We start from the raw sequence: 17,143 nt of genomic DNA, 5'->3' as shown, positions 1-17,143 counted from the left end.
GTTCATGACAAGCCAACTCCGCCTCGACCCACCGGCCGGTCGACGGGGAGTCACGGAAGACCTCCGGCGGGGACGCGCCCGCGGGGGCCTTCGGCTTCGACGTCACCAGCCGGTTCCCCCCACCCCTTCCCCCCACGGGCCCCCGCACGGCCGGGGCTCCGTTCTGGAGGCACCGATGCCAGATCTCTGGCTGCCCGGCGCAGCACGCATCGACGTGGGCGACCACGCCCCCACCGACAGCGCCTACCCCGCCAAGGCCATCGCCCACATCACCTGGGACAAGAACGCCACCGCCGCCCACCCGCAGGACCAGGTGCCGTACGGCAACCTTCAGGACTGGTTCGGCCGCAACCCCGACGGCAAGGGGTCCGCCCCGCACCTGCTCTGGTCGCCCTTCACCGGCGCGTTCACCCAGTTCTTCCCGGCGAACTCGCGCTCCAAGTCCCTGGTCGACCTGTCCGGCGGCACCCGGACCAACCGGGCCGGCACCGTCGTCCTCCAGATCGAGGCACACTTCTTCCCGTACTGCCGGGTCGGCGGCGAGGTCTACGCCCGACTCGTCGACACCCCGTGCGCCGGCTGGGCGACCCTGAACGCCTGGGTGCGCTCCTGGGGCGTGCCCGACATCTGGCCGATGGGGCGGCCGGTCGACTTCACCTCCCGCCGCGACGAACACGTCTGGGAGACGCGCGGCGGTTGGTACGGACACCAGCACGTGCCGGAGAACACCCACCAGGACCCCGGTTCCTGGCCCCAGTTCACCGGGGCCCCGCCGACGGCGAAGGTCTCGCTGGCCCATGTGGTCGCCGCGGCCCGGCGTGACCCCGGCCTCCCGCAGGGCGGCACCACCTACCGGGGTGAGGTCCTGGTCGTCGAGCGCGCCCTCCAGGCCGAGGGGCTGCTCAGCGCCACCTGGGTGGACGGCTCCTTCGGCACCAGGACGAAGACGGCGTACGCCGCGTGGCAGCGGCGGTGCGGCTACTCGGGACCCGACGCGGACGGCATCCCCGGCCGTGACTCGCTCGCCCGGCTCGGCGCCCGCCACGGCTTCACGGTCGTCTGACGCGTCCGGTCCCGGGGGGGGGGGGGGGAACCGCACGGCCCACGGGTTCCGGCGGTCGATCGCGAGCACGGCGACGACCGCCGGGACCGCCGCGCGCCCATGGACGCTCCGGACGCTCAGCCGTTCGAGGCCGAGGCCACGTCCACCGTCTCCAGGGCCTCGCGGGCCACCCGTTCCGTCCCCCAGGCGCCGAGCGGCCCGAGCGCGTGGTTGAGGGTGCGCCCGTGCTCGGTCAGCGAGTACTCCACGCGCGGCGGCACCTCGGCGTAGACCTCCCGGTGCACGAGTCCGTCCGCCTCCATCTCGCGCAGGTGCTGCGTCAGCATCTTCTCGCTCACTCCCGGCAGACCGCGGCGCAGTTCGGCAAAACGGCGTACGCCGTGGGCTTCCAACTCCCAGAGGATCAGCCCCTTCCACTTGCCGCTGACCACGTCGAGCGCGGCGTCGATGCCACAGATGTACGGTCCGCTCCTCGGCGCCCTGGCCATCCCCAGTCCCCTTACGAAAAGGTAAGTACCGCAGAAAATAGTGGGTACTTCCGAGAATAGTGGTGCTCTCCGAGCATGGAGGGGTGAACGAACAACACCACCCAACTCCCGCCAGGAACACCAGCGCTGTCACCGTGATCGGGCTCGGCCCGATGGGCCGGGCGATGACACGCACCCTCCTCACCGCCGGGCATCCGGTGACCGTCTGGAACCGCACCTCCCACCGGGCCGACGGTGTCGTGGCCGACGGGGCGACGCCCGCCCCGACGGCCGCCGAGGCCGTCGGGGCGAGCGGCCTCGTGGTCCTCAGCCTCACCGACTACCGGGCCATGTACGACGTACTCGACGGCGCGGGCGGATCGCTCGCGGGCAGGACCCTCGTCAACCTGAGCTCCGACACTCCCGACCGCACCCGCGAGGCGGCGAAGTGGGCGGCCGGCCACGGCGCCGCCTTCCTGACCGGAGGCGTCATGGTCCCCGCGCCGATGGTCGGCACGGACGCGGCCCACGTCTACTACAGCGGCCCGCGGGAGGCGATGGAGAGCCACCGCGAGACGCTGGCACTGTTCGGCACACCGAAGTACCTGGGCGAGGACCCGGGCCTCGCCCAGATGATGTACCAGGCCCAACTGGCGGTGTTCCTCACGACCTTGTCCGCGCTGATGCACGCCACCGCCATGCTGGGCACCGCGGGGATGAAGGCGGGGGAAGCGCTCCCGGAGCTGCTCGCCTCCGCCGACTCGATCGGTGCCATCCTGAGGGCCGGTGAGGCCCGGCCCGGGGCCGCGCTCGACGCGGGGGAGCACCCCGGCGATCTCAGCACGGTGACCATGATGGGGGCGACGGCCGACCACATCGTCGAGACCAGCACCTCACTCGGCCTCGACCTCGCGCTCCCGCTGGCCGTGCGGAGCCACTACCGGCGCGCGCTCGCGGACGGACACGGCGGCGACAACTGGACCCGCATCATCGACGGCATCCGGGAGCCGCGCTGAGCGGGAACAGGACCGGGACCGGCAGCAGGACCGGTCCCGCGCCGCGTCGACCGTGACACCCGGGCGGCGGACGGTCTCGTGCACGCCCCGGCCCGCCCACCCGCACGCACGACCGGCCGCCGACCCGGCCCGCATGATCCGCCGGCCGACCCGGTCCGCAGGCGATCGTTTTCGGGCACGTGCCGGGCGCGGCGGCACCAGTCCCTGTCCGTGGGCGGGTGAACGCCTAGGCTCGGGGGTGTGCTGCGCATCTTCGATCATCTCGTCGGCCGGGGTCCGCTGCGGATCTGCGCCCATGTGCCGCGGGCCGACGGCCCGGGGGACCTCACCGGGCTGCGGGTGCTGCTCACCGCCGACGTGCTCGCGCGCGTCGTCGAACTGCGCGGCCGGGCCGTCCTGACGGGACGGACCGGCCCGGGTGTCCCCGGCGCCGCGGCGGCCGGCGTCCACCCCGCCGACGCCGAGGGCACTCCCGAGGAGATCGCCGAGGCCCTGGGCGGCCCGGCGGCCGTGCACCTGAGCGGCCGGCCGTACGAGGGCGGGGGCGGTCTCTCCCTGCGGATCGGGCGGGCGGCGCGTGAGGACGGGGGCGACGGGGGGGACGGTGACGGGGACGGCCTCGCCCTGCGGCTGTCGCTGCTCGACCAGCCGTACCACCAGCCCGTGACGCTCACCGCCGAAGCCGTCGGGAGCGCCGCCCGGCGCCTCGCACGGTGGCGGCGTGCCGTCGCGGGGTGGGCCGACGAGCCCTCGAAACCCCTGCTGGACGATCTCGTGCGCACGGCCCGCGAAGGGCTGGAGGACAGCCTCGACACGGCCGCCGTGCTGGGGGCGCTGGACGAACTGGCCGCGGACAGCGGTGTACCGGCGGGCGCCAAGTTCGAGACGTTCGCCCGGCTCGACCGGGTCCTCGGCCTGGAGCTGACCCGCGAGATCGGCACGGCGCCCGCCGGGGGAGCGGGCGCGTGAGTCCGCTGCGGCGGCTCGTGGTCCTGCGGCACGCCAAGTCGGCTTGGCCCGAGGGCGTACCCGACCACGCCCGGCCGCTCGGGCGGCGCGGGCTGCGCGACGCGCCCGCCGCCGGGCGCTGGCTGAGCGCGGCGGACTGCCTGCCCGATCTCGTCCTGTGCTCCACCGCCCGCCGTGCCCGCGAGACCTGGGAGCTGGCGGCGGCCGAGCTGGGCAGCCCGCCCCCGGTCCGCCACGATCCGAGGCTGTACGCGGCCGACGCCCGCGAGCTGCTCGGCGCCGTACGCGAAGGGCCCGCCGACGTGGGGACGCTGCTCCTGGTCGGCCACAACCCCGGCGTCCAGGAGCTGACCCTGCTGCTCACCGGGGAGGCCCTCGGGGAGAGCCTGGACCGGGCCGGGACCAAGTTCCCCACCGCCGCGATCGCCGTGCTCACCTGGCGCGGCGCCTGGTCCGACCTGGCGCCCGGGGCCGCGCTGCTCATGGACTTCGCGGTCCCGCGCGGGGCCCGCACCTGAGGCGCGCCCGGGGAGGGTCGCGGACCGGCCATCGGAGTGGTTGGTCGTTTCGCTGCGCGGCTCGGGCGGGGGCGGCGTGATGGACGTGATGGAGTTGTCGCGTCCGTCACGTACGCCTGTGGGAGAGGACCGAGGGCGATGCAGTACGGCTGTCCGGGCTGTGACGCCCTGCGCGCGGAGGCACGTCGGCCGGGCGCCGATCTGGCCGATCTGCTGGACCGCGTCCAGCTCCACGAGCTCGACCCCCATCCGCCCCGGTCCGCGGCTTCGCGCGAGCGCGGGCAGGACCGGAAGCGGCGGGCCTGAGCGGGAGGTTCAGCCGACGCGCTCGTAGCGCAGGAGGACGACGCCGTTGCCGAACGCCCGGCTCTCGGTGAGCCGGAGCGCGACCTCCGCGTCGGAGGACGGGAAGGGGAGCCTGCCCCGGCCGATGAGGACGGGGTGGACGTACACGCGGAACTCGTCGACCAGTCCGTGGCGCAGGAAGGCGGCGGCGAGGTCGGGGCCGCCCACCGTCAGGTCACCGCCCGGCCGCTCCTTGAGCGCCCGGATCTCCTCGGGGACGACGTCCCGCAGGAGCGTGGAGTTCCACTCCGCCCGCTCCAGCGTCCGCGAGAACACGAACTTCGGCTTGTCCAGCCAGATCCGGGCGAACTCCCGCATCGGCCCGGTGCTCGCCGGATCGGCCTCCGCGGTCGGCCAGACCCCGGCCATCAACTCGTAGGTGACACGGCCGTGGATGAAGCCCCCCATGGCCCGTAGCTCGTCGTTGAAGTGCTGGTGCAGTTCGTCGTCGAGGCGGTGCCAGTCGAGCTGGCGCTCCGGCCCCTCGAAGAATCCGTCCAGGGACACGGACATCATCAGGATGATTTTCCTCAAGGCGGCCTCGCCGGTGTCAGGGACGGGTACGGGCGCGACGATACGCGCGTGACGGCGGGGCGGGGGCGGGGCGCGCGGACGGGTGGCGGACGGGCGGTCGCGGCGCACCGGCCCGGTGGCGGGCGGTTTGCGGTGGTGGATGGGCCCCGGGGCGGACGGGTGGCAGACGGGTCCGGCGGGACCCGGTGGCGGCCGTGTCCGGCTCCTTGCCGGGCCGGGGGGCCGCGTGCCCCGCGCCCCAGGACCGCCCCCGACCGGCGGTTCTCGGCCATCGCGTCTCCCCACCGCCCCGTTCCGGGCTGACCGCTTCCGCCCGATTGGTAACCTCAGCTAGTTGATCTTGGTGGGCGGGCGGTGGACCGACTCGCCCACCCCGCACGGGCGTTCGCGAACGTCCTCCCGACCAGAATGCGAAAACCATTGGCTCACCGTCAGCTTCGCCGCCGCACCCGTCTCGCCGGTCACCTGGTGGCCTGCTCCACCGTGCTCGCGGTCCTGCCCGCGGCCCCGGCGCTCGCGGACTCCGGCGGGACCCCGCCCGCCCCGGGGACGACGACCGCGCACCTGGACGCGGTCGAACAGGCCCTGCGCCAGGTCTCGCCCGGTCTGGAGGGCAGCGTCTGGGAGCGCACCGCGGGCAACCGGCTCGACGCCTCGGCGGCCGACCCCTCGGACTGGCTGCTCCAGACCCCCGGCTGCTGGGGCGACGACAAGTGCGCCGAGCGGCCCGGGACCAAGCGGCTGCTCGCCAAGATGACCGAGAACATCTCCAAGGCCGAGCACACGGTCGACATATCCACGCTCGCGCCGTTCCCCAACGGGGCGTTCGAGGACGCGGTCGTCGACGGCCTCAAGGCCTCGGCCGCCGCCGGGCACAGGCTCAGGGTCCGCGTCCTCGTCGGGGCGGCGCCGATCTACCACCTCAACGTGGTCCCCTCGAAGTACCGCGACGAGCTCGTCGGCAGGCTGGGCGACGCGGCGAAGAACGTCACCCTCAACGTGGCCTCGATGACGACCTCCAAGACCGCGTTCTCGTGGAACCACTCCAAGCTGCTGGTCGTCGACAACCGCTCGGCGCTCACCGGCGGCATCAACGGCTGGAAGGACGACTACCTCGACACCGCCCATCCGGTCTCGGACGTCGATCTGGCGCTGACGGGACCGGCCGCCGGCTCCGCGGGCAAGTACCTGGACACGCTGTGGGCCTGGACCTGCCAGAACAAGTCCAACATCGCCAGTGTCTGGTTCGCCTCCTCCAACGGCGCCGGCTGCATGCCGTCGCTGGCGCAGGACGCCCCCGCCCCGGCCCCCGCCGACGGCAACGTCCCCGTGATCGCCGTGGGCGGTCTCGGCGTCGGCATCAAGAACAACGACCCGGCCTCCGCGTTCCGCCCGACGCTGCCCACCGCGCCCGACACCAAGTGCGTCGTCGGGCTGCACGACAACACCAACGCCGACCGGGACTACGACACGGTCAACCCGGAGGAGAGCGCCCTGCGCGCGCTCGTCGCCAGCGCGCGCGACCACATCGAGATCTCCCAGCAGGATCTCAACGCCACCTGCCCGCCGCTCCCGCGCTACGACATCCGCCTCTACGACGCGCTCGCGGCGAAGATGGCCGCCGGTGTGAAGGTGCGGATCGTCGTCAGCGACCCCGCCAACCGGGGCGCCGTCGGCAGCGGCGGCTACTCGCAGATCAAGTCGCTCTCGGAGGTCAGCGACACTCTGCGCGACCGACTCGCCCTGCTCACCGGCGACAAGGGCGCGGCCCGGGCGAAGATGTGCTCCACCCTCCAGCTGGCCACCTTCCGCAGCTCGGACAGCCCGAAGTGGGCCGACGGCCACCCGTACGCGCAGCACCACAAGCTGGTCTCCGTCGACGACTCGGCCTTCTACATCGGCTCGAAGAACCTGTACCCCTCCTGGCTCCAGGACTTCGGATACGTGGTGGAGAGCCCCGAGGCCGCGGCCCAGCTGAAGTCGAAGCTGCTCGCCCCGCAGTGGCGGTACTCGCAGGCGACCGCGACGTTCGACTACGAGCGCGGCATCTGCCAGGCCTGACCCCGGCCGTCAGCCCGTGACTCCGTCAGCCCGTCAGCCCGCTCCCGCCCCCGGCCATGCCTTCCGGTGTGCCCTCGGTCGTCCCGAGCCGCGTGGGCGGCAGGAAGTCGCGTACGTACGTCCGCTTCCAGCACGCTCCCGTGGCCCGCAGTTCGCGCCATGTCGTGTACTGGTAGCGGAACAGCCGGGCGCGGATGTACCGGGGCGGGCTGTCGGGTGGGAACGGTGAGCGCCTGAGCAGGCGCAGGGTGTCGCGGTCGTTGTCCAGGAGGCGCTCCACCAGGGGGCCGAACCACGGCCGCGCGTAGCCCGGGGAGAGACCGGCGAACCACATCAGCCAGTCGAGCCGCAGATGGTACGGCGCGAACTGGCGTGGCCAGTGCCGGAGATCCCCGGGCTTGCCCCTGAACTCGTACGCGCGCCAGTCGGAGTCCACGAGCGGCAGCGGGTCCGCCGTGCCCTCGATGACGACCTCCAGCCGCAGCCTGCTGACGCTGCCGAACGCGCCGTAGGTGTTGACCAGGTGCAGCGGGTCGAAGGAGTAGTTCATGATCTGGCGGCGCGAGAACAGATTGCGGGCCGGGCGGTAGCTCAGGGCGAGCAGGCACGCGGCGACGGCCAGTACGACCACCTCGTACCAGAGCGGGGTGGACGGGAAGCGCCGGCCGTCGGTGAGCGCGGAGAAGTCGACGGCGGTGAGGGCCAGGGCGACCGTCGTCCAGTTCAGCCAGGAGAAGTTGCCCGACAGGATCAGCCACAGCTGGGTGAGGATCATGAGCGAGGCAGCCGCCGTGGCCACCGGCTGCGGGGTGAACAGCAGCACGGGGACGGCCAGTTGGGTGACATGGTTCGCCGCGACCTCGACCCGGTGGAACGGCTTCGGCAGATGGTGGAAGAACCAGCTCAGCGGGCCCGGCATGGGCTGGGTCTCATGGTGGTAGTCGAGACAGGTCAGCTTGCGCCAGCACTCGTCGCCGCGCATCTTGATGAGCCCCGCCCCGAACTCGACGCGGAACAGCACCCAGCGCATCAGGAACAGTACGACGACGGGCGGCGCCACCTCGTCGTTGCCGAGGAACACCGCGAGGAACCCGACCTCCAGGAGCAGCGACTCCCAGCCGAAGGCGTACCACGTCTGGCCGACGTTCACGATCGACAGGTACAACGCCCAGGGCAGCAGCCAGAGCAGCATCGCGCCCCACAGCGGCACCCGGCCGTCGACCCCCGCCAGCAGCCCCGCCGAGACCAGGACACCCGTCCAGGCCCAGAGGGCGAAGAACCGGTCCGAGTAGCGGAAGTGGAAGACGCTCGGTGCCCGCCGGAACGGCACCCACTCGACATAGCGCGGTACCGGGAGCATGCCGCGCTCACCGATCAGCGCCCGGAACTGCCGGGCCGCGCCGAGGAACGCGACGAGATAGATCGCGGCGAGTGCCCGCTGGAAGACCAGTCGGCTCAGCCAGTAGTCGGGCGCGACGAACCACTCCACGGTCCCATTGTGACGCTGGGTGACTCGGGTGGCCTGCGGGGCGGGGCGGGGCGTGCGGGCGGACGGGCCGTCCCCCGGTCGGAGCGACGAGCCGCGGCCGGCTGCCGCCACCGCGGGCTCCAGCGGTACTCGACTTCCGCCGCACCCGGAACGGATAGGGTCCGGCCGGGTCGCGCGTGTCGACGGGGGGCCCGCGGTCCGGCTGCGAGGATGCCGGGACGAGCCGGTGCCGGAAGAACGACGAAGCGAGGGCAGCATGTTCAGTGGCGCGCACGCCATCTTCTACAGCACGGACGCCGACGCCGACCGGGCCTTCATCCGGGACGTGCTCGGCTTCCCGGGGGTGGACGCGGGCCAGGGCTGGCTCATCTTCCGGCTACCGCCCGCCGAGCTGGCCGTCCACCCCACCACGGACGAGCCCAGGCACGAGCTGTATCTGATGTGCGACGACATCACCGCCCAGGTGCAGGACTTCCTGGCGAAGGGGGTCGCGGTCACGCGCCCCGTCAGCGACCAGCCGTGGGGCCGGATCGCGGCGGTCCGCCTGCCCAGCGGCGCGGAGCTCGCCTTCTACGAACCCCGTCACCCGGTCGCCCACAACCTCTGAGGCGAGGGGGCCCGGACGTGGGGCCGCCAGAGTGGCGCCACTGTGGCGTCAGGGCAACCCCTGTGGAGTGGGAGTGTGCTGGAATCTGGCGCCATAATTGGCTCCTCGATGACGCCACGCGCCTCCGATCCATCCGTCACCGCAGGTCAGTGCGGCGTGAGCGCGAGACGCGCCGCCGGGCGCCGGCTCCGTCCCGCCCGATTCGCGGTGCCATGGGACCGCGCTCAGATGTCGTCGCGCGCCCCGGGCGCCTCCCCCGGCGCACAAATCCCAGCCGAACGAGGGGTCCCGGATTCATACGATGCCCTTACCCTTGGGCGGGTAGCCTCGGTAAAGAGAAGCCAAAGAGGTGCGTGAGGCCACAGTCGTCCTCACGCACCACAGCGAAAGGCACGGCTTATGGCCCTCACTTTTGCGCACAGGGTCAGCGCTCGGCGTGCGTCCCTGCAGGATGTGAACGCGATAGTCCGTCTGCTCTCCGGCGACCAAGGGCTGCCGCCCGAGACCGCCGCTCTCGTCTCGGCATCACAGGCCCAACTCCGGCTCATCCTCGCGCATTTCGGTCTGGAGACCGGCAAGGTGTGGGTCGCCGAGTCGGGGTCGGGAGTGCCCGAGGCGGCTGCGGTCTGGATCCCGCCGGGTGTCTCCATCGACGAGGAAGAACACAGAGCCCTCCTGCGGCTGCACGGACTGCGGCCGGCGCTGATGCCCGCGCGGGACCACGAGGGACGGATACCGGGCGAGGAGGACCACTGGCTGCTCGCCGCCGTGGGCATAGCCCCGACGGCCCACCCGGCGGCCCTGGAAGTCGTCCTGGACCCGGTCCTGCGCATCGTGGACGACGCCTCCCTGCCCGCCTACGCCACCGCGCCCGCGTCCTTCCGGGCCGAGCTCCTCGCGCCCTTCGGGTTCGAGCCGTGCGCCTCCGGCGCGGCCCGCCCGGAGCCCCGGCTGCGCCGCCCGCCGAAGGCCGCCTACGACGCGCTGACGGGGCCGTAACCCCCTCCCGTACGGCAACGAAGACCTCTGCCCGGCCCGCGTCCTGCGGGCCGGGCAGAGGTCTTCTTCACGGTCGCAGCGCGCGCGCTACGGCCGGGGCCGTCACTGCAGTCCGGCGGACTTGCACGCGGCCTTGTACTTCGGCGTGCAGATCTCGTCGATCGTGTAGAGGCCGTCGGAGACGACGGTGGAGCGGATGTTCTCCTTGATCACGGCGACGACCGGGACGAGCGCGGTGGGGATGTCGCTCTTGGTCGGGCTGTTGGTCTTGGAGTTGGCGATGGAGATGAGGCTCTGCTTCTTGGCCAGCGCGACCGCCATCTGCGCGGCGATCGGGCTCTCCTCCGCGTACGACTTGTAGACGCTCATGTACTGCTCGCCCGCCACGATGCGCTGGACTCCGGCGAGTTCGGTGTCCTGGCCGGTGATCGGCGGCAGCTTGGAGGCGCCCGCCGCCTTGAGGGCGCTGATGACGCCACCGGCCATACCGTCGTTGGCGGAGTAGACACCGATGATCTTGTCCTTGCCCAGCGCCGCGATCGCGCTGCGCATGTTCGCGGCGGCGTTCTCCGGCTTCCACTCCTTGGTGTCGTACTCCTTCCCGATGTTCACCTTGCCGTCCAGCTCGGCGTGCGCGCCCTTCTTGAACTGGGCGGCGTTCGGGTCGGTACGGGCACCGTTCATCATCACGATCTGGCCGTCCTTGGCCTTGCCGCCCAGGTTGTCCAGCAGGGCCCTGGCCTGCACATGGCCGACGTCCTCGTTGTCGAACGAGACATAGGCGTCGACGGGGCCCTCGGCGAGCCGGTCGAAGGCGACGACGGGGATGCCCGCGTCCTTGGCCCGCTGCACCGCGCCGCCGATGGCCTTGGAGTCCACCGCGTCGATGATGAGCGCGTCGACCTTCTTGGCGATCATGGCGTCGACCTGCTGGTTCTGCCGCGCCGCGTCCTGCTCCGCGTTCGCGTAGACGACCTGGCCCTTACCGCTGGTCAGCTCACCGACCATCTTCTCGATGAGCGGCTTGTCCGACTTCTCGTAGCGAGCAGCCTGCTTCTCCGGAAGCAGCAGACCTATCTTGAGGTCCTTCTTCTTGGCGCCCTGCCCGGACCCGTCGGACTTGCTCCCGCCGCCGCATGCGGCGAGGGTGACGGCCATCGCGACGACACCCGCTGTCATCGCTCCACGGCCGATACGCGTGCTCACTTAAAAACAACCTCCCTGACATGGCCGCATAAATTTCGGCCGAGGTGGCTGGAAGCCAACCCTGCCCCTGCCATGCCGTCAAGAAGTTAGCCCTTAACGAGATGACAACGGAATTTTCGGATACGGGCCGGACGGGCTTAATCTGCCCCGCAATACGGGGTGAAACGGTCTTTGAGGAGCGTTTCGCTTCTCCCGACAAATGCTGATGGTTCGTCAATTTGACGGGCGCTGGAATTGTAGTCTCGCAGCTCAGGCCGGCCGTGATGGCGGAGAGGTGCCAGGTGGTCTGCTCGCCGCTCAATGCTTCAGAGAATGTTCTTCAGTGGTGCCACGCGGCCTTTATTCGTTCATGTAGTGAACGCAAGAGCCTCCGTTTCCGTTGAAATTGGTCTACACCTTGGCGGAAACCTCTTATTTCGCCCTGTGGCTTAAGTGGTGAGCCAACAGCCTGTCAAGCCCCTGGTTCAGACCAGACGTTCGAGGCCTGAACCCTTGACGTGTCCATGGGGGAGCCCTAACTTCACGCCTTGAAGAAAGGGTGAGGCCATGACCATTCCCGCAACCCCCACTCCGCCCGACCGTCGGAGCGTGCGTGGCAGAGCAGCCTCACTGGTGGCCGTCGGAGCGCTCGCCGCCTCCTTGACCACCGGTGTTTTCACCGCCCCCGAAGCCCGAGCCGCGACCCTGCCCTCCAGTTGGGTCACCGTGACCGCGCGGCACAGCGGCAAGTGCGTGGACGCGGCGTCGGCCGGCACCGCCGACGGCACCGCCGTCCAGCAGTACGCCTGCAACACGACCGCCGCACAGCAGTGGCGGTTCCAGCCCACCGACAGCGGCTATGTCCGTGTGGACAACCGCAACGACACCGCCAAGTCCTGGGACGTCACCGACGTCTCCACCGCCGACGGAGCGCCGGTCCAGCTCTGGACGTACGGCGGCGGTGGCAACCAGCAGTGGAAGCCCGTCGAGGAGGCCGCCGGCAGGTACCACTTCGTCAACCGCAACAGCGGCAAGTGCCTCGACGTCCCGGGCGCCTCGACGGCCGACGGGGCGCGGATGCAGCAGTACGCGTGCAACGGCAGTACCGCCCAGTCGTTCCAGGTCGACGCGGCCGACAGCCAGCCACCGAGCGGCGGCGACCCCGACCTCGGGCCCAATGTGTCCGTCTTCGACCCGTCGATGTCCTCGGCCGCCATCCAGAGCAGGCTCAACCAGGTCTTCGACCAGCAGGAGTCCAACCAGTTCGGCGACCGGCGCCAGGCCCTGCTCTTCAAGCCGGGCAGCTACCACGTGGACGCCAACGTCGGGTTCTACACCCAGGTGGCCGGGCTCGGCCTCACCCCGGACGCGGTGACCATCAACGGCGCCGTGCACGCCGAGGCCGACTGGTTCCAGGGCAACGCCACCCAGAACTTCTGGCGCTCCGCCGAGAACCTGTCGGTCACCCCCAACGGGGGCAGCGACCGCTGGGCCGTCTCGCAGGCCGCCCCGTACCGCCGTATGCATGTGCGCGGAAACCTGCAGCTGGACGACGGCGGCTGGTCCAGCGGCGGGTTCATGGCCGACTCCAAGATCGACGGACAGGTGCGGTCCGGTTCGCAGCAGCAGTGGCTCTCGCGCAACAGCCAGTGGGGCGGCTGGAACGGCTCCAACTGGAACATGGTCTTCGTCGGCGACACCAACGCCCCGGCCAACACCTTCCCCAGCCCGCCCTACACCACCGTGGCGCAGAGCCCGGTGATCCGGGAGAAGCCCTTCCTGTACGTGGACGCGGCCGGCGCCTACCAGGTGTTCGTCCCCGCGCTGCGCACCGCGACCCAGGGCACGACCTGGGCGAACGACACCCCCGCGGGCACCTCGCTCCCGATCGGCCAGTTCTTCGTCGTCAAGCCCGGCGCCACCGCGGCGGACATCAACGGAGCGCTGGCGCAGGGCAAGAACCTGCTGTTCACCCCCGGGGTCTACCACCTGAACCAGACCATCGAGGTGAACCGCCCGGACACCGTCGTCCTCGGCCTGGGCCTGGCGACCCTGATACCCGACAACGGCATCACCGCCATGGACGTCGCGGACGTCGACGGCGTCAAGGTCGCCGGACTGCTCATCGACGCCGGTCCCACCAACTCCGCGCTGCTGATGCGGGTGGGCACCCCGGGTGCGACCGCCCGGCACACCGCCGACCCGACCTCGCTGCACGACGTCTTCTTCCGCATCGGCGGCGCGGGGGTCGGCCGGGCCACCCAGAGCCTGGTGGTCAACAGCTCCGACGTGATCGGCGACCACATGTGGCTGTGGCGCGCCGACCACGGCAGCGGCGTCGGCTGGACCAGCAACACGGCCGCGAACGGGCTGGTCGTCAACGGCACCGGCGTGACGATGTACGGCCTCTTCGTCGAGCACTACCAGCAGCACCAGGTGATCTGGAACGGCAACGGCGGCCGTACGTACTTCTTCCAGAACGAGATGCCCTACGACCCGCCGAACCAGTCCGCGTGGACGAACGGCTCGACCCGCGGCTACGACGCGTACAAGGTCGCGAGCTCGGTGACCAGTCATGAGGCGTGGGGCCTGGGCAGCTACTGCTACTTCAGCGCCAACCCGTCGGTGGTGGCCGAGCGCGCCTTCGAGGCGCCGAACACCGCCGGCGTCCGCTTCCACGACATGGTGACGGTCTCGCTGGGCGGTACGGGAACGATCAACCACGTCATCAACGACAACGGAGGCACCGCCGGCTCCGCCGGCAACGTGGTGAACCTGGTCTCGGGTCCCTGACCGGGAGCCGGCCGAGGCCGGTCCGGAGGCCCGAGGGCCACCGGACCGGCTCGCACATCAGGTCGCGGCCCTTGTCAGGTCGCGTCCCCGCGCCGCTCGACGCGGTAGTCGAAGGGCACCGTCCCGGGGTCGAGCGCCGTCGCCCCGCCGTCGATGGTGAGCGTCGCGCCGTTGACGAACGACGCGGCCGGGGAGAGCAGCCACGCGATCGCCTCGGCGACCTCCCGCGGCTCACCCGGCCGCTGGGCGGGCAGCAGCCGCGTGGCCGTCTCGTACGCCTCGTCGACGTCCGCGAGGCCCGCCTCCTCGGCGAACCGCGCCATGCGCCGGTCGGCCATCTCCGTACGGACCCAGCTGGGGCACACCGTGTTGGCACGCAGCCCCTTCGCCCCGTAGTCGACCGCCAGGGAGCGGCAGAGCTGGAGCAGCGCGGCCTTCGACGTGGCGTAGGCGGCGTTGCCCACCCCGTTGCGCAGCGCGGAGACCGAGGCGACCGCGACGACGGAGCCGCGCGCCTCGACCAGGTGCGGCAGCGCGCTGCGCAGCAGCAGGAAGGGGCCGGTGAGGTTGGTGCGCATCACCAGGTCCCAGTCCTCCACGGAGGTGTCGCCGACGGCCCCGCTGCGTCCGGTTCCGGCGTTCAGCACCACCCCGTCGAGCCGGCCGTACGCGGCGAGGGCCGCGTCCACCAGGCCCGGCACGGACTCGGGGTCACCGATGTCGCAGGGGTGGGCGAGGGCGCCGGTCTCCTCGGCGATCTCGCGCAGTGGCTCGGGGCGGCGCCCGGCCACGACCACCCGGTGTCCGGCGCCGGCCAGCAGCCGGGCGGTGGCGGCGCCGATCCCCGTCCCGCCTCCGGTGACGATGACAACCTGTCGCTCAGCCATGCCCGTTCAGCCTCCGTGGTCGCGTGCGGTCGCGCCGGGCCGGTGCCCCGATCGCCTGGATCGACCCCCGCCCGGACCCTCGAAACGATCATAGGTGGACACCACCGGCGCACCGCCGCGCGGAATCCGGCCATCCGCCTCCCGCAGCCCGGTCGCTCAGACGTGGAACTCCGGAGGGAAGCCGGTCCAGCGGAGCTCCGCGGGCAGATGCCCCATGTCGTTGAGGAAGACGACGGAGGCGGGGCGGTCGGACGCGTAACGGATCACCGTCAGGGCGGCGTTGGCGTGGTTGAGGCCCTGCCAGCGCCAGTTGGGAGCGTCGAAGGCCGCCCGGACGAGCCAGCCGATGAGGAAGTTGTGGGTGACGACCAGTTCATGGCGCGGCTCGTCGCCCTCCACCGGGCGCGCGAACCGCTCCAGTGCCGCCGGCGCCAGCTCCCGCCCCCGCTCGCGCATCGGCGCCGGGAACCGCGCGAGCCGGTCGAGCAGCCCTTCGGCCCACTGCGCCGGCAGCTCCTCCGCCCGGGGCACGTAGGGGATGTAGTCCCCGGCGAGCTCCGAGGACTCCAGTGGGACGCCGTCGAGTTCGCCGTGGATCAGGCGCGCGGTCTGCTCGGCGCGCGCGAGCGGGCTGTGCAGCACCACGGAGAGCGGACTGCCCCTGAGCCGTCGGCCGAGCAGGACGGCCTGGCGGCGCCCGTTCTCCGTCAGTCCGCTCTCGTCGGGCAGGGCCTCGCCGTGGCGGGCGAGGTAGAGGTAGCGGTCAGCCGTAGCGGCCATGGCGACGTCCTCCGTGCGACAGACAGTGATCATCCAGTGCCGGAGGGGACGCCTTGGTACGGCCGCGCGGTTCCGTGGCACGTTCCGCTTTCCTGTTGCCACCCGCCACCCCCGTGGGCGGGTGGCAACAGGGAAACGGACCGACCCGCGCCGGGCCCGCCGGGCCATCCGTACCGTCGCCCGACTGGCCGTAGGCCAGGGGCATATGCGCCGGGCCTCGGGCGATGGCCGATATTCGGCCAGGGGTTCGTCCATTCCTGGCCTTGACCGCCTGTGCCGTCCCAGACTGCTGCCGAGGCCGACCGCTGGTCTTGTAAGAAGGCGCACTGCCTTGCCGGATTCCGGTCGGCGGAACACGCGCATGGTGAGGAGAGGGTTGCAGGTGGAGGCCAAAGCATCCTTGATTACCGAAGACCGAGGGGAGAGTGTGGAACGAGTGGCACCCGACTGGTTGCGGGGCCGGGTGGTCAAGTACCGGGGCCGGCGCACACCGGGAGGAATGCCCGCGCGGCTGACCCTGCCCGCCGCCACGGTGACGCTGATCGTCGGCTGGGGCGACCCGCTGTACCTGTTCGACGCCGCGGACAGCGGGTCGGGCGGGGCGTGGTACTCGCTGGTCGGAGGTCTGCGGACATCGCCCGTCCTCGGTGGGTACCGGGGTTCGGGGCAGGCCGTCGAAGTGGATTTCACCCCGCTGGGCGCCTATATGTGCCTGGGCGTGTCCATGCACCAGCTGGCCAACGAGACCGTCCACCCGGACGAGTTGCTGGGAAGGAGATGGACGGAGCGGCTGACCGAACGGCTCGCCGCGGCGCCCGACTGGGAGGCGCGCTGGGCGCTCCTCGACGACGCCCTCGCCAGCCGGCTGGCCGAGGGACCCGTGCCGTCCCCCGTGGTCGCCGAGGCCTGGAGCCGGTTGAGCGCACGCCACGGCGGGATGACCCTGGGTGAACTGGCCGGGGCCACCGGCCGTGGTGGCCGCAGGCTCCAGGTGCTCTTCCGGGAGCAGATCGGTCTGCCGTTGCAGTCGGTCGCCCGGATCCTGCGGTTCCAGCGGGCGCTGACGCTCCCGTACGGCTCGCACCGGTCGCTCGCCGAACTCGCGGCGGCTTGCGGCTACTACGACCAGGCGCATCTGAACCGCGACTTCAAGGCGCTGGCGGGCCTGACGCCCGCGCAGCTGTGCGGACTGGCCAACCAGACCCCGCTGGACGGCACGGCGACCGTCGAAGGGAGCCGCACCAGCGTCTTCAACCGCTGATCCCCCCGCCCCCAACGACAGACGACAGAGGGACAGAGGGGTGGGGGGCGGGCGGGGGGGGACCCCCCCCCCCCCCCCTCCCCCCCCTCCCCCCCCCCCCCCCCCCCCTCCCCCCCCCCCCCCCCCCCCTCCCCCCCCCCCCCCCCCCCCCCCCCCCCCCCCCCCCGCC

At 71.7% G+C, this 17,143-nt stretch carries 16 protein-coding genes; 10 read left to right on the top strand and 6 right to left on the bottom strand.

All coding sequences use genetic code 11. The annotated features are described in order from the left end of the window. Nucleotides 1-175 precede the first annotated feature (175 nt). Nucleotides 176-1,063: a peptidoglycan-binding domain-containing protein gene (locus ACZ5ID_RS01850; protein WP_468892496.1), complete on the top strand. Its 888-nt coding sequence runs from the start codon at nt 176-178 to the stop codon at nt 1,061-1,063. 116 nt (nt 1,064-1,179) lie between these two features. Here ACZ5ID_RS01850 and ACZ5ID_RS01845 read toward each other — a convergent pair whose 3' ends face one another. Then, nucleotides 1,180-1,551 (bottom strand): winged helix-turn-helix transcriptional regulator, encoded by a 372-nt coding sequence (locus ACZ5ID_RS01845; RefSeq protein WP_468892494.1) that lies wholly within the window; start codon nt 1,549-1,551, stop codon nt 1,180-1,182. Between the two features lie 83 nt (nt 1,552-1,634). Here ACZ5ID_RS01845 and ACZ5ID_RS01840 point away from each other — a divergent pair, with 83 nt between their 5' ends. From ACZ5ID_RS01840 to ACZ5ID_RS01825, 4 genes are all read left to right on the top strand, one after another. After that, nucleotides 1,635-2,546, top strand: coding sequence for an NAD(P)-dependent oxidoreductase (locus ACZ5ID_RS01840; RefSeq protein ID WP_468892492.1), 912 nt, complete (start codon nt 1,635-1,637; stop codon nt 2,544-2,546). 240 nt (nt 2,547-2,786) lie between these two features. Continuing rightward, nucleotides 2,787-3,515: a hypothetical protein gene (locus tag ACZ5ID_RS01835; RefSeq protein WP_468892490.1), complete on the top strand. Its 729-nt coding sequence runs from the start codon at nt 2,787-2,789 to the stop codon at nt 3,513-3,515. 5 nt (nt 3,516-3,520) lie between these two features. Further along, nucleotides 3,521-4,033 carry a SixA phosphatase family protein gene (locus tag ACZ5ID_RS01830; protein ID WP_468893142.1) on the top strand — a complete coding sequence of 171 codons (513 nt, stop codon included), beginning with the start codon at nt 3,521-3,523 and terminating at the stop codon, nt 4,031-4,033. Nucleotides 4,034-4,171: 138 nt separating this feature from the next. Beyond that, entirely contained in the window at nt 4,172-4,339 is a 168-nt protein-coding gene (locus ACZ5ID_RS01825) for a hypothetical protein (RefSeq protein WP_468892489.1), read from the top strand. A gap of 9 nt (nt 4,340-4,348) precedes the next feature. On the opposite strand, the gene ACZ5ID_RS01820 is transcribed toward ACZ5ID_RS01825, so the two are convergent. Then, nucleotides 4,349-4,912 carry a dihydrofolate reductase family protein gene (locus ACZ5ID_RS01820; RefSeq protein WP_468892487.1) on the bottom strand — a complete coding sequence of 188 codons (564 nt, stop codon included), beginning with the start codon at nt 4,910-4,912 and terminating at the stop codon, nt 4,349-4,351. A gap of 420 nt (nt 4,913-5,332) precedes the next feature. Between ACZ5ID_RS01820 and ACZ5ID_RS01815 the strand changes: the two genes are divergently transcribed. Then, nucleotides 5,333-6,973: a phospholipase D-like domain-containing protein gene (locus ACZ5ID_RS01815; protein WP_468892485.1), complete on the top strand. Its 1,641-nt coding sequence runs from the start codon at nt 5,333-5,335 to the stop codon at nt 6,971-6,973. Between the two features lie 25 nt (nt 6,974-6,998). Here the strand turns inward: ACZ5ID_RS01815 and ACZ5ID_RS01810 are convergent, their stop codons facing one another. Beyond that, entirely contained in the window at nt 6,999-8,462 is a 1,464-nt protein-coding gene (locus tag ACZ5ID_RS01810) for a lipase maturation factor family protein (protein ID WP_468892483.1), read from the bottom strand. 256 nt (nt 8,463-8,718) lie between these two features. Between ACZ5ID_RS01810 and ACZ5ID_RS01805 the strand changes: the two genes are divergently transcribed. After that, entirely contained in the window at nt 8,719-9,069 is a 351-nt protein-coding gene (locus tag ACZ5ID_RS01805; protein ID WP_468892481.1) for a VOC family protein, read from the top strand. 453 nt (nt 9,070-9,522) lie between these two features. Beyond that, nucleotides 9,523-10,068, top strand: a complete 546-nt coding sequence (locus tag ACZ5ID_RS01800; RefSeq protein WP_468892479.1) for a hypothetical protein — start codon at nt 9,523-9,525, stop codon at nt 10,066-10,068. A gap of 102 nt (nt 10,069-10,170) precedes the next feature. On the opposite strand, the gene ACZ5ID_RS01795 is transcribed toward ACZ5ID_RS01800, so the two are convergent. Then, complete coding sequence (locus ACZ5ID_RS01795) at nt 10,171-11,274, bottom strand: sugar ABC transporter substrate-binding protein (protein WP_468892477.1); 1,104 nt, start codon at nt 11,272-11,274, stop codon at nt 10,171-10,173. A gap of 546 nt (nt 11,275-11,820) precedes the next feature. Here ACZ5ID_RS01795 and ACZ5ID_RS01790 point away from each other — a divergent pair. Continuing rightward, entirely contained in the window at nt 11,821-14,046 is a 2,226-nt protein-coding gene (locus ACZ5ID_RS01790) for an RICIN domain-containing protein (protein WP_468892475.1), read from the top strand. 74 nt (nt 14,047-14,120) lie between these two features. Here the strand turns inward: ACZ5ID_RS01790 and ACZ5ID_RS01785 are convergent, their stop codons facing one another. Together ACZ5ID_RS01785 and ACZ5ID_RS01780 are read right to left on the bottom strand one after the other, a co-directional pair. Further along, a complete protein-coding gene (locus ACZ5ID_RS01785; RefSeq protein WP_468892472.1) occupies nt 14,121-14,933 on the bottom strand; it encodes an SDR family NAD(P)-dependent oxidoreductase in 813 nt (270 codons plus the stop codon). Between the two features lie 156 nt (nt 14,934-15,089). Next, entirely contained in the window at nt 15,090-15,713 is a 624-nt protein-coding gene (locus ACZ5ID_RS01780) for a histidine phosphatase family protein (RefSeq protein ID WP_468892470.1), read from the bottom strand. Between the two features lie 427 nt (nt 15,714-16,140). Here ACZ5ID_RS01780 and ACZ5ID_RS01775 point away from each other — a divergent pair, with 427 nt between their 5' ends. Next, the gene (locus tag ACZ5ID_RS01775) at nt 16,141-16,974 is read left to right on the top strand and encodes a helix-turn-helix domain-containing protein (RefSeq protein WP_468892468.1); all 834 of its coding nucleotides are present in this window, start codon (nt 16,141-16,143) and stop codon (nt 16,972-16,974) included. Nucleotides 16,975-17,143: the final 169 nt, after the last annotated feature.

It is taken from the genome of Streptomyces sp. NPDC031670 (assembly GCF_055580545.1).
This window is presented reverse-complemented; position numbering and strand designations above follow the sequence as displayed.